Origin of the sequence: Kandleria sp., assembly GCF_017934775.1 — a bacterium.
Classification (GTDB): domain Bacteria; phylum Bacillota_I; class Bacilli_A; order Erysipelotrichales; family Coprobacillaceae; genus Kandleria; species Kandleria vitulina.
Map to the genome: position 1 here is coordinate 1 of NZ_JAGBIX010000063.1, position 12626 is coordinate 12626.

13 protein-coding genes and 1 other RNA gene are annotated in these 12626 nt (G+C 34.6%); 1 reads left to right on the forward strand and 13 read right to left on the reverse strand.

Annotation, left to right across the window (positions count from 1 at the left end; translation table 11 throughout):
• The first annotated feature begins 164 nt into the window (after positions 1-164).
• Positions 165-1352, forward strand: coding sequence for a C40 family peptidase (locus J6L95_RS06680; RefSeq protein ID WP_287458555.1), 1188 nt, complete (start codon positions 165-167; stop codon positions 1350-1352).
• A gap of 568 nt (positions 1353-1920) precedes the next feature.
• Here the strand turns inward: J6L95_RS06680 and J6L95_RS06685 are convergent.
• The 13 genes from J6L95_RS06685 to serS form a co-directional block, all read right to left on the reverse strand.
• Entirely contained in the window at positions 1921-2079 is a 159-nt protein-coding gene (locus tag J6L95_RS06685) for a hypothetical protein (RefSeq protein ID WP_287458556.1), read from the reverse strand.
• 313 nt (positions 2080-2392) lie between these two features.
• Positions 2393-2746 carry a hypothetical protein gene (locus J6L95_RS06690; RefSeq protein WP_287458557.1) on the reverse strand — a complete coding sequence of 118 codons (354 nt, stop codon included), beginning with the start codon at positions 2744-2746 and terminating at the stop codon, positions 2393-2395.
• A 533-nt stretch (positions 2747-3279) separates the two neighbouring features.
• Positions 3280-3495 carry a hypothetical protein gene (locus J6L95_RS06695; RefSeq protein WP_287458558.1) on the reverse strand — a complete coding sequence of 72 codons (216 nt, stop codon included), beginning with the start codon at positions 3493-3495 and terminating at the stop codon, positions 3280-3282.
• 329 nt (positions 3496-3824) lie between these two features.
• Positions 3825-4670 (reverse strand): 16S rRNA (cytidine(1402)-2'-O)-methyltransferase, encoded by an 846-nt coding sequence (gene rsmI, locus J6L95_RS06700; RefSeq protein WP_287458559.1) that lies wholly within the window; start codon positions 4668-4670, stop codon positions 3825-3827.
• Entirely contained in the window at positions 4663-5397 is a 735-nt protein-coding gene (locus J6L95_RS06705; protein WP_287458560.1) for a tRNA1(Val) (adenine(37)-N6)-methyltransferase, read from the reverse strand. The genes rsmI and J6L95_RS06705 overlap by 8 nt, the downstream gene beginning before the upstream one ends.
• Entirely contained in the window at positions 5378-6364 is a 987-nt protein-coding gene (locus J6L95_RS06710) for a PSP1 domain-containing protein (protein ID WP_287458561.1), read from the reverse strand. The genes J6L95_RS06705 and J6L95_RS06710 overlap by 20 nt, the downstream gene beginning before the upstream one ends.
• A gap of 2 nt (positions 6365-6366) precedes the next feature.
• Complete coding sequence (locus tag J6L95_RS06715) at positions 6367-7332, reverse strand: DNA polymerase III delta subunit-related protein (protein ID WP_074686253.1); 966 nt, start codon at positions 7330-7332, stop codon at positions 6367-6369.
• On the reverse strand, positions 7311-7952 hold the full coding sequence (gene tmk, locus J6L95_RS06720) for a dTMP kinase (protein WP_287458562.1): 642 nt from the start codon (positions 7950-7952) through the stop codon (positions 7311-7313). Before tmk ends, J6L95_RS06715 begins: the two co-directional genes overlap by 22 nt.
• Before the next feature lie 105 nt (positions 7953-8057).
• On the reverse strand, positions 8058-8651 hold the full coding sequence (gene recR, locus J6L95_RS06725; RefSeq protein WP_029070828.1) for a recombination mediator RecR: 594 nt from the start codon (positions 8649-8651) through the stop codon (positions 8058-8060).
• 15 nt (positions 8652-8666) lie between these two features.
• A complete protein-coding gene (gene dnaX / locus J6L95_RS06730; protein WP_287458563.1) occupies positions 8667-10469 on the reverse strand; it encodes a DNA polymerase III subunit gamma/tau in 1803 nt (600 codons plus the stop codon).
• 49 nt (positions 10470-10518) lie between these two features.
• Positions 10519-10965, reverse strand: a complete 447-nt coding sequence (tadA, locus tag J6L95_RS06735) for a tRNA adenosine(34) deaminase TadA (RefSeq protein ID WP_287458564.1) — start codon at positions 10963-10965, stop codon at positions 10519-10521.
• Between the two features lie 14 nt (positions 10966-10979).
• Positions 10980-11069, reverse strand: an RNA gene (ffs, locus tag J6L95_RS06740) — signal recognition particle sRNA small type.
• 269 nt (positions 11070-11338) lie between these two features.
• Entirely contained in the window at positions 11339-12625 is a 1287-nt protein-coding gene (serS, locus tag J6L95_RS06745; protein WP_287458565.1) for a serine--tRNA ligase, read from the reverse strand.
• Position 12626 lies beyond the last annotated feature (1 nt).

The window sequence follows — 12626 nt, forward strand, 5'->3', positions numbered from 1 at the left end:
TAACACAGGTTGTTTCATCTTTTTTAGTTAAATACGAAAAAAGATGATTACTAAGATATACTCAGTAATCATTTTACTGTTTATATAGATAAAATTGAGGGTAGTGTATTAGTGCTATGTGATATAGATTTTTGACACTACCAAATTATTTAAGGGGGAATTTTATGAAAAAAGCCTTCATTCTTTCTCTTGCATTTGCTTTATCTTTCTCTTTGATGCAATCAAAGACCATACAGGCAGATGAGTTTAGCGGGAAAGAAGATGAATATATCTCATTATGTTCTTCAGCAACACTTACTAAATCAAAAGAAAAAGTCTGCAAAAGATTTAATAAATACTTAAAGAATAAGACAGCTAATCTTAAAAGCAGCATCAATAACAGCAAGGCTGATATCGATAAGACAAGCAATAACATTGAAGAGACTAACAAGAAAGTTGAAGAACTTACTGATCGTATTACAGAACTATTAAAACAAATTGAATACTATAAAGTAACAATCCAGAACTATCAGAATGAAATTGATACAAAAGTTAAACAGATTGGTTCTCGTATGTATAGTATGCAGTCAACTTACAATACGAATACTTTTATATCTTATCTTCTTGAATCAAAATCAATCAGTGATCTATATTCACGATTAGCAAGCTTGGGACAGCTTACTTCTTATGAAAAACAGTTAGCTGAAGAAATTGAACAGAAGAAAAAAGAAAAACAGGAACAAGTTAAGGCTATGACTGAAGCACAGATTAAACTTGCGGAAGAAAAGAAAAAGCAGAAGGAATTAGCTAACCACTATATTGAACTTAAAGCACAGCAGCAAAAACAATTGGCTGAACAGCAGCAGCTGAAATCAAAATACAATTCAGCACAATCTAAAGTCGATGCTGCACTGGAAGCCATGTATGAACGTGATCGTGCTTCTCGTGTGACTTACAGTGGTACTGTAGGTAAAGGTTCAGCAACTGGTAGAGCTATTGCAAGTGCTGCATTAACACAGCTTGGACATCGCTATTATTGGGGTGCTACAGGACCTACATACTATGATTGTTCAGGTCTAGTCTATTGGGCCTATAACAAAGCAGGTATCGGTATTGGACGTCTTACTGCTGCAGGATATGCCGCTTCGGGTAAATCCGTCAGCCGTGCTTCCCTTTCTCCTGGAGATGTTATCACATTCTCATATGGATCAGGTGTTGCTCATATTGGTATCTATATTGGCAATGATCACTTTGTTCATGCATCAGGTCGTGGTTCTTCTACTCATGGTCAAGATCCTAACCAGTGTGTTAAGGTAGCTACTTTATCAGGAAGATGGACAAGCTTTGTACATAACTATCGAAGACTTTATTAAGAAGGCAAGTTCCGAATAACGGGGGATTCTGATTGATTGGTATCACAAATTTTAGGGTATGCCTTTCCCACGAAAGTGGAAAGATAAAATCAAAATTATCGGTTTGGACTGATATCATCACTGATATCAGTCCTTTTTTGTCATTTTTTTCGTTTATCCATTCCCTGCTTGTCGGCTGGGGCTCCAGGAAGAACGTCATCTCTGAATTGAGGCAGAGCAGTACCTTGTTCCTGAAGCGATGCCAGTTGGAGTAGCCGGTGTGGTATTGTGTCAAGATTTAGTACAACTCAAACATCAGTTTTCAGTAATGATATCAATGAAAATTTCCCCAATTCGGGTGGTTAGTATTCTTTGCTTTTTGGTTCTTCTGCTTTCGTCAGAATGTTTTTACTCCTATAGGATGGGCCAACGATATTGATGACATGGGAATGATGCGCAGCTGTTCCCCAGAGGGAGTCTCATAGGCAGAATGCGGAACTGCGAACTTTCTTAGGCTTATGCCATGGGCTCGTGTGTACGATTTAAATGAATTGTAGTTCCATTCGATCTCATCCCTGTATCTGTCAAATCAGCTCTTCATATGCTTTCTTTTTGGGATTCCTCCTGAAACATAATATTTTCGTATTGTCTTGCGATCTATCTTATATCTTCTTGAAAGATCGGAAAAGTTTGGCATTATGCCTTTCTCAATCATGATGTTTAATTCTCCTGCAAAATTTAGTTCCATTACTATGACCTCCTGTATGTTTTGTAGAAGTCATAGTATAAATGAAAAAAGATAACTAATCGAATGATCAAATCTGGCCAAAATTGGCCAAATTCTAACCACCCGAATTGGTTATCTTTACATTACGCTCATTACGCCACTGGACGAGTTCGCTTATTTTTTAATGTATGTAATACTTTTTCCTCATTTCCATGTTTTACATTCATTAAAGGTATAGCGGTAATAGATGGTTTAAAATTACTAGCATAAACTGAAGACATTGTAATCAAGAAAGACAAAAATGCACAAAATACTATGAAAAATTTATTCAGAATCAATTTTGCTTCTTTAATAAATAATATAAATTCATGCCAATTAATATGAATATTAAAAATAAAAAATGAGAACTTGACGCAAACATCATTGGTTTAATGCAGATAAACAAAGATAAGCAAATTAAAACAATAATATTAACAAGAATGATAGACATATTAACTTTGTCTAGCGTAAAGAATGATGATAACAGAAGGGCTCCAATCACAATAACTATTGCATCACGTGCAAGAGAAAGTGGATTGGCACCACTGTCACTTACTTTCAAATAATTAGACACCATTAAAGTAGAAATGTAATACAAAGCAAGTGCACAATATTGTAACACTAAATATTTTAAAGCACTTTTTTTCAAAATACTATTCAACTCCTCTCAAGTAACAGCATAGTAATCTTTTTTATCAATAAAAAATACAAATGAGAACATAAACAAAAAATCAATTTCATATAAAATTACTCCAGCTTATCATTGCCTTTTATATCTAAATGATAACATAAAAAAATATAGACAACAATATACAAACAAAAATTGTTTCTGTTTTCCAAAATTACAGATAGTGTCAAGAATTTTATGTAATTTCATGATTTCCATTTTTGGATTTTTGTCTGATTTTTCTTCTTAATGCATTCAACAGTAAGCATCTTCTATTCTTCAGTGACTTCTCGAATCCTCTATGGATTCGGGAAGGAATTTCTCGTTATAGCGTTCAAATTGTGATACAAGAAACTTTTCTTCCGATAGTTCTGTAGGGAACTGTTCCTTGACCTTGAAGCATCGCTTGAGCTGCTTGTTGTAGGTTTAAATCATGTTCGTAGTGTAGATGTTGCTTGTTATTTCTTTTGGAAAATCATAGGAGATGTACATGTTGATGCTCCTGAGAGAGTCGATTATCTTGGGATGCTTTCTGCTCCACTTCCTGTTGAAGCTCGGTAGCTGATCCTGTGTATTGTTATTGTCATCCAAAGTATGACAGCATAGAAGTCTTCAGTGATTTCAGTACGATCACTTGCACGACATTTGCTGCTGATGTTTCCTGCACATGAAGCAGACATTTCTGGATCATTGACATTGAATAAACAATATTGATCACTTTCTCCATTCAATTCAGTTCATCGGTACGTATTCCAAGTGCAATGTGTATAGTCTTCTTCTGGACCGTATCGCGTCTAATGTAGGCATGAATCAATCAAGACAAGAAAATGCCAAGACGCTCTGCTACTAAATCTTGACACAGTACCAATTCTTCAGGCGAAGTTGAACGATTGGTATGATACTATTGTACCTCATACCTTTCCCACAAATCAAAAAAGAGCGGGTCTGAAAAACAATTCCAGAATCCCACTGAAAGTAACAGAAAAGTCGATTTCCCGTAGTTTGGAAGATTATCATTAAGAAAACGCATGAGCGTTTTCTTTTTTTCAAAAGAGGAATATCAGCTATGATATTCCTCGTATACATGATTTTTCTTTAATTTTCTAATCTTAGCGACTTCTTTAATAGCATCCTTAGCAGACATCCCCTTATCTACAAACGACTGCACATGCTCTTTTATAGACTGTTCAAAGACCTCTTCTTCTACAATCTCCTTTGCCCCTTCAACGACAATAACCATTTCACCTTTTAGATCATCACAAATTTCAAGAACTTCACTTATTGTTCCTCTAATAATCTCTTCATGCTTCTTAGTCAACTCTCTACATAAGGCAATATGACGATCACCAAGAATCTCCAACATAACTGTTAAAGTCTTCTTAATACGATGAGGTGCTTCATAGAAAACAATAGTCATCATCTGATTCTTAAGTTCTTCAAGTTCCTTCTTCTTATTCTTATTTTCATGAGATAAGAACCCATAGAACATAAATGGCTGAGGTGCAATTCCTGAAACCACAAGTGCATCCAATGCAGCATTACATCCTGAAATGGGTACTACATTATATGAAGCATCAATAGCAGCTTTTACAAGCTCATATCCTGGATCACTGATTGCAGGATAACCAGCATCACTTACAATTGCGATATTTTCCCCTTCTTCTAATAAATGAAGAATCTTAGGAATAGCTACATGAAGATTATGTTCATGATGAGAAATAAGCTTAGCTTTAATATCAAAATGATTCAACAGCTTAATTGTATTTCTAGTATCCTCACAGGCAATATAATTGACACTCTTTAATACTTCAATACTACGAATTGTCATTTCTCCTAAATTACCAATTGGTGTTGGTACTAAATAAAGCGAAGCTTTATCATTTTTAAAACTTGATTGTCTATACATCTTTATCAACTCCAAAATATTTCATCACTTCATCACTATATGATCCATCTTCATTATGACTGTAGAGCGGAGCTTCTATACGAAGACCAATCTTCCCTTTCTTTATGGCTTCAATAAGGAAAGTATTAGCTTCTCTTCCCTGTTTAGGATAAACAAAACGCAATCTCTTAGGTTCAAGATCATACTTCTGTAAAAGATTGATTGTCTCAATAAGACGATCAGGACGATAGACCATTGCAAACTTTCCTCCATGATCAAGGATAAATGAAGCACTTGCGATGATCTCTTCTAAAGTGATGGCAATCTCATGTCTTGCAATCTGAAGATATTCATTATCATTTAAATGACTCTTCTCCCCTAACTTAAAGAAAGGTGGATTACAAACCACAAGCTTTACTCTTCTATTGTTTTTAACATACTCCTTAATATCCTGATTTACAATTGTGATCTGGTTTTCCAGGTTATTAAGAGCAACATTCTTTCTTGCTAAATCAACAGCTTCTTCCTGTATTTCTACCCCAACAATATTTGTCGTAGTTCTATTCGATAACAATAAAGGAATAGCTGCATTATTTGTTCCAAAATCAATAATCTTTTCAACGTTTTTATTGATAGAACAAAAATTCGCTAATAAAACAGTATCCAAAGAAAAGTTAAACATATCTTTTCTTTGGATAATTTTCATATTCTCATAAGCAAGAAGATAATTAGTGACTTCTTGATTCATTCTTTACATTCTCTTTCTTACGATTTCTATTTTGTTTATTATGTGGTTTACGTTTATTTGGTTTCTTCTTAAAAGGCTTTTCTTGTTTAGACTGCTTTTTAGCATGTCCCTTTTCTTCATTTGTAGCCTTCTTCTCTTCTCTTGGTAGTCGATGTTCTCTTTTCTCTTTTCCTTGGTTCTTATTAAATTCTTCTAGAGAAACAAATCTTACACTGTTATCTTCATCGATAAACTTAACCAATCCACTAATAACATTCAATCCAGTAACTTTAACTTGATGACCTTCAAATGTCGTTCTGGTTCCAATTCTAGGGAACTTCTTCTTTAAATCAGTATATGCTTCATCTTCATATTTAAGACAGCATAATAATCTGCCACATGCTCCTGATATCTTATCAATATTAATAGCAAGAAGCTGATTCTTAGCCATATTGATAGAAACACCATCAAACTCTCCTAAAAATGAATTACAACAAAGTGGCATACCACAAGTACCAAGACCACCAACAATCTTTGCTTTGTCTCTTGGTCCTACTTGTCTTAATTCAATACGACATTTAAAGACACTTGCTAACTTCTTAAGCAACTCTCTAAAATCTACTCTTTCATCTGCAGTATACATAAAGATTACTTTAGAAGCATCCAATGTATATTCACAATTAATCAATCTCATATCCAAGCCACTTTTCTCAATGATATCTTTACAGATCTCAAATGACTTTTCTGCCTTGATCTTATTGATACTATAAACTTCCACATCAGCTCTATTAGCTTTTCTTTTGATAGGCTTCAGTTCCGCATTCAACTTGAATTCAGAAATGTCTTTCAATTCTGAAATCATTTCCCCTAGTTCAAGACCACGGATTGTTTCTACTACAACTTTATCTCCTTTGTGCAAATCTAACGTTGTAGAAAAATAATAGAACTTCCCTACATTGTTAAACTTTACAGCTGCCAATCGTTCCATGTTTACACTCCTTTCATCATTTTATAGACCATACTATCCATCAGTAAAGAAAGGTTCGCATTTGTATCTATAGAATAAATAGTATCTAATACTAACTCTATTCTTTTCAGTATTTTTTGATCTTCTGGTAATGCAGCAAATAATTCTTTATGCTTTGTAAATGTCAATGGGATAGAATGTTTCACGTGAAACAAATCTCTCAATGCAAGCACAAGCATATTCAAGAACAATCTTGTAACATTCTTATCGTTCTTATACTTCTTAATTAATGTCACCTGTGTATTAATCAAAAGATTACCAGGATTCTGATAAAGGTCTTCTACAAAATTCAATGCATAGATCTTAGTATCCTCATAAACTTCACTATCCTTCATTTCCATGCAGGCATCTTTAGAATGAAAAAGCTGAGATAATACACTTGCATCTTCTTCATCTACATTCTCATTCATAAGAGAAAGCTGGATACTTGTTTTTGATTCAGGTAAAAGATGGATAACCTGACATCTCGATTGAATAGTAGGTAATACCTTATTGACATTCTTCGTTGTCAGAATCGCAAATACCCCTTCCTGAGGTTCTTCCAAGAATTTCAATAAACTGTTCATTGCGGATGGAGAAGAATTCTCAATATTCTTTAATATATATATTCTCTCTTTTCCTTCAAAAGAAGACTTCTTGAATTCTGATTGAATATATTCAACATCATCCTTCTTAATAGAAGATTCATTTCCATCATAGACAATGAGATCAGGATAGATTCCTTCTTTAATACGACGACAATCTTCGCACTCTTCACAGGCGAGTACATCATTATCACAGATAATGCTCTGTGCCAAGAATGTCGTAATGCTTTCTGTATTGTTGCCAACAAGCATATAAGCATGGGAAGGCTTATGTTCCTGGAAGCTTCTTGTTAAGATCCTATATAGGACAGGCTGTGTTTTTTTTAGAAATTCTTTATTTTGCATAATCGACCTTCTACCAATGATTCTAACTGCTGATAAACACCATCTTTATCTAGACTAGCATCTATCTTCTTAATACGATCTTTAAATGTTTCACATATAGCAAGATATCCATCATAGACTTTCTGATGGAAATCTAATGATTCTAGGTCCAGACGATTTACTTCACGTTCATCATCTGACATAACTCTTTTTAAAGCAATCTCAGGCTTAACATCAAAGAAGACTGTTAAATCAGGAAGAACATTCTCAGTTGCAAAGAGATTCATTTCATAGACTTCTTTAACACCAAGACCTCTTCCGATTCCCTGATAGACAAGTGAACTATCGATAAATCTATCACAGATCACAATACCCCCTTTTTCAAGAGTTGGTAAAACCTTTTCAACAAGATGCTGTCGTCTGCTTGCAGCATAAAGCAATGCTTCTGTTTTCGCATCCATTTCTTTATTATTGACATCTACAATGACATCTCTAATCTGTTCTGCAATTGCAACACCACCAGGTTCTCTTGTATAGGTAACCAGGTATCCTTCTTTCTTTAGTTTTTCAATCAATCGAAGTGCAGCCGTTGTTTTTCCACTTCCGTCTCCGCCTTCAACTGTAATAAACAAACCTTTCATGATGTAAACCTCCACTTCAATATTATATAAAAAAATTCTTCAATATTAAAGACATAATTGTTTGCGTAGAAGTATATAAAAAGATATGTTTCACGTGAAACATATCTATATTTTCTTACGATCCTCCAATGATCTTAACAATGTTAATTCATCCGCATAATCAAGACTGCTGCCAATAGGCAATCCATTAGCAATACGAGAAATCGTAATGTTCTTTTTATTTAGAAGCTTAGCAAGGAACAGAGCAGTTGTCTCCCCTTCTCTTGTAGGATTAGTCGCAATAATGACTTCCTTCGTATTCTCATCTAGACGATCCAACAATGACTGAATATTCAAGTCATCCATTGTCTTCCCATCCATGATAGAGATTGTTCCTCCTAGCACATGATATACACCATGAAATTCTTTAAGCTTTTCCATCGCAAAGACGTCTTTAGGAGACTCTACAATACAGATTGTGTGGTGATCTCTTTCTTCATCTTTACAGATTTCACACACATCATCTTCACAAATATGACCGCATACTTTACAGTAATGAATCTTTTTCTTGAAGTCAGTCAATGCGTGAGAGAAGCGATTTACTTGATCATCATTCATAGAAAGAACATGATACGCCATTCTTTCTGCTCCCTTTGCGCCAATGCCTGGCAGCATCTTAAAGCATTCCATTAGCTCTTCAAATGTTTTTGGATATTCCATGTTTATTCCTTTCTATTAGTCTTCAGAAAATTCAACGAGGTCAGATCCAAATAGATCTACCGCAAATTTCTGAGCATCACTCATTTCTACGTTGTTTAAATCATGACCATCAATATGTTTCAATACAATTGGTCCTGGTTTAGGCAATGCTTTCTTCTTCATCAATTCAATGAAGTGATTACGCATTGCAAGCCATTCTTTTTCTTGCATAGCAACAAAGCGATAGTCTTCATTAAATATTTCATGCAACAATGAAGCAAGCTGCTTATAGTTCTTATAATAATTTACTGCATTTACTTCTGGCATAAACTCATATGATATAACCAGACCACCATGACATGCAGCTACCGGCTTACCACTCGCTAACATGCTTGCAGCTTTTGCAGTGTTCATATTGGCCATATATCTTTTTACAATTGGCCATTTTTCCTGAATACGATTAAGAATGTGGCGATCAGCCTGTACAAGTATGTTCATGATATCAGCTTGATCGACTTCAATATTATCATCATGTTTTTCTACTTCTTCTTTTTCTTCAAACTGGAAGACAGGCTTTTCTTCTTCAACTGTTTTTTCATTTACAATTGAAGTTTCTTCAACTTCTTTCTCTTCTGCTACCGGAGTTGGTTCTTCAACTTCTTTCTCTTCTACTATAGGAGCAGGCTCTTCATCTGATTTTTCTTCTACAATCTTAACCTTATTTTCGGGGATAGCTTTCTTTTCTACTTCGACAACCTGTACATTGTGATCCTGGTTACAAAGCTTAAGAATAGCTAATTCAAAGTAGATATCAGGATTAACTGAACGGGCATATTTCTCAGTAGCTGCTAATAGAATATCAATGAAAGATAAAGCATCATCACTTGTAATATAGGGAACTATACTGTCAATATATCCTTCTGATAATACTGAAAGTATTCCAACATTATGTGTATTCTTATAAATAACAACATCTTTTAAGATATCAATAATATCATATGTTAATCGTTTTACATCAATACCACTAGAATCCATCTTATGAATAATATCCAATGTTCTATTCATATCTTTAGATAAGATCACTTTAATTAGATCAATCTTATCGGATAAAGATACAATACCGTAGATAGAATTAACATCTTCTTCAGTTAAATGATCATCATTGTAAGCTAAACATTGTTCAAGAATAGAAAGCGCATCACGCATTCCCCCATTGGCAAGCTTAGCAATCAAGGAAAGTGCTCCCTCATCATAAGTCTTGCCTTCTTCTTTCATAACAGTTTCCATACGACCTACAATTTCCTGATCAGTCAATCTGCTAAAATCAAAACGCTGACAGCGTGAAATAATTGTAGGGAGTATCTTATGTGGTTCAGTTGTCGCAAGAATAAAAATAACATGAGCAGGTGGTTCTTCTAATGTCTTTAATAAGGCATTAAATGCCCCTGTAGACATCATGTGAACTTCATCGATAATGTATACTTTATACTTACCTTGAACCGGTGCATACTTGACCTTTTCAATTAAATCTCTGACTTCTTCTACCCCATTATTGCTGGCAGCATCAATTTCAATTACATCCTGATGCGTACCTTTTTCAATTGCCTTACAGTTCTCACATTCACCACAAGGCGCATCATCACTTGAACAGTTGACAGCTTTCGCAAACAGTTTTGCGACCGATGTTTTCCCTGTTCCACGTGGACCACAGAACAAATAGGCATGCGCAATCTTGTTTTCTTTAATCGCATGCTTCAATGTTGTTATAATTGCTTCCTGACCAGAAACATCCGCAAATGTTTGTGGTCTATATGTTCTATATAAAGATTTATATGCCATTATTCATCACCTTCTTCATTATACATGAAATGATACTTAAAAAGAAGAATCAACAGATTCTTCTCTTACTGCGAAAATAATTAGAAAGAATACTTGAACATTCTTCCTTCAATACCCCTGAAGTAAGCTCTACTTCATGGTTGTATGTATAATCATTTAACAAAGTAGACATACCTGGCCAGCGTGAATCAGCAGCACCAAAGACTACCCTTTTAATCCGTGACTGCACAATGGCACCCGTACACATCATACATGGTTCCAATGTCACATACAAAGTACAATCATTCAAATACCATGAATCAAAATAACAATTGGCTTTCTCAATCGCAAGAATCTCCGCATGAGCAATTGTTCTATTAGAATGTTCTTTATAGTTATGACATTTAGCAATCACCTGATCATTATAGACAATAACAGCTCCTACTGGAACCTCGTTAACATCAGCTGCTTTTTTTGCTTCTTCGATTGCTAATGACATGTAGTATTCATCATTCATTTTTCTACCTCATTAAAAAATGCCACTACACATAGAAGTTGATCCTTAATGCTGCTACCTTCCGGTCCTGACATGGTTCAGATGCATCTATTGTAATGGCAAGAATTATTATAGCATATTATCCCACTTTTTCAACCCGTTTTTCATTTTGTTTGATTTTGTTGCTTTGAGACCTTTTAAATATATTTATCAAAACATACAATATTTCCCTTAAATAAAGGGAAATATGCATATTTTATGTTGATTGAAGATTAAAATAAACGCATCGAAATATAAAGATATGTATCATTATCCACTTTATTTCTTCTATTTTAACATTTTAATATAACTTCATTTATAAAAAACTGCTGGCATAATGCCAGCAGCTAGAAAATTATTTTGAAGGAACAATCTTATCCTTGCCACCCATGTATGGTCTTAAGCATTCTGGGATTGTGATTGATCCATCTTCATTATAGTTGTTTTCAATAACCGCAATTAATCCTCTTGGAGTAGCGACTACTGTATTGTTTAATGTATGAAGATAGTAAGTACCCTTATCGTTCTTAGCTCTGATACCAAGTCTTCTTGCCTGAGCATCACCTAATGTAGAACATGAACCAACTTCAAAGTATTTCTGCTGTCTTGGAGACCATGCTTCAACATCACATGATTTAACTTTAAGATCAGCTAAATCACCAGAGCAGCATTCTAACTGTCTTACTGGGACATTCATGTTAGTGAATACTTCAACTGTATATTTCCACATCTTTTCATATTCTTCCATTGATTTTTCTGGTTCACATAAAACGATCATTTCTTCTTTTTCGAACTGATGAACTCGGTATAATCCTCTTTCTTCAATACCGTGAGCTCCGCCTTCTTTACGGAAACATGGAGAATAAGATGTCATTCTAATTGGAAGATCTTCTGATTTAACAATCTGACCCTGGAAACGTCCGATCATTGAATGTTCAGATGTACCAATTAAGAATAAGTCTTCATTTTCAATCTTATACATCATGGCATCCATTTCTTCAAATGACATAACACCATTAACAACTGATGATCTGATCATAAATGGAGGAATAGCATAAGTGAATCCTCTATCGATCATATAATCTCTCGCATACGCTAACATTGCTTCGTGTAAACGAGCGACATCTCCTAATAAGTAATAGAAACCTTCACCTGAAGTTCTACCAGCAGATTCTTTATCCATTCCGTTAACTCTTGCGATAATATCCGCATGATGAGGAATTTCGAAATCAGGAACCTTAGCTTCACCAAATCTCTGTACTTCAACGTTTTCTGAATCATCTTTTCCTACTGGAACTGATGGATCAATGAAGTTAGGAATCTGATACATAACTTCAGTTAATTTTTCATTATATTCTTTTTCTTCTTCTTCAAGCTTAGGAAGCTGTTCATTGATGGATTTAACTTTAGCCTTAGCTTCTTCAGCTTCTTCCCTCTTGCCTTCTCTCATAAGCGCACCGATGCTCTTTGAGATCTTATTCTTTTCAGCACGAAGTTCACTACCTTTAGTGATTGCTTCTCTTAATTTTTTATCATATTCTACAGCTTCATCTACAAGAGGAAGTTTATGATCCTGGAACTTCTTCTTGATATTTTCTTTAACCGCTTCTGGATTTTCTCTTAACTTTGCAATATCAATCATG

Excerpts from the sequence above, each read along its gene's own strand:
- dnaX (WP_287458563.1), bottom strand. The coding sequence starts at position 10,469 with ATGGCATATAAATCTTTATATAGAACATATAGACCACAAACATTTGCG.
- J6L95_RS06710 (WP_287458561.1), bottom strand. The coding sequence starts at position 6,364 with ATGGAACGATTGGCAGCTGTAAAGTTTAACAATGTAGGGAAGTTCTAT.
- tadA (WP_287458564.1), bottom strand. The coding sequence starts at position 10,965 with ATGAATGATGAATACTACATGTCATTAGCAATCGAAGAAGCAAAAAAA.
- rsmI (WP_287458559.1), bottom strand. The coding sequence starts at position 4,670 with ATGTATAGACAATCAAGTTTTAAAAATGATAAAGCTTCGCTTTATTTA.
- J6L95_RS06705 (WP_287458560.1), bottom strand. The coding sequence starts at position 5,397 with ATGAATCAAGAAGTCACTAATTATCTTCTTGCTTATGAGAATATGAAA.
- J6L95_RS06680 (WP_287458555.1), top strand. The coding sequence starts at position 165 with ATGAAAAAAGCCTTCATTCTTTCTCTTGCATTTGCTTTATCTTTCTCT.
- recR (WP_029070828.1), bottom strand. The coding sequence starts at position 8,651 with ATGGAATATCCAAAAACATTTGAAGAGCTAATGGAATGCTTTAAGATG.
- J6L95_RS06715 (WP_074686253.1), bottom strand. The coding sequence starts at position 7,332 with ATGCAAAATAAAGAATTTCTAAAAAAAACACAGCCTGTCCTATATAGG.
- tmk (WP_287458562.1), bottom strand. The coding sequence starts at position 7,952 with ATGAAAGGTTTGTTTATTACAGTTGAAGGCGGAGACGGAAGTGGAAAA.
- J6L95_RS06685 (WP_287458556.1), bottom strand. The coding sequence starts at position 2,079 with ATGGAACTAAATTTTGCAGGAGAATTAAACATCATGATTGAGAAAGGC.
- serS (WP_287458565.1), bottom strand. The coding sequence starts at position 12,625 with ATGATTGATATTGCAAAGTTAAGAGAAAATCCAGAAGCGGTTAAAGAA.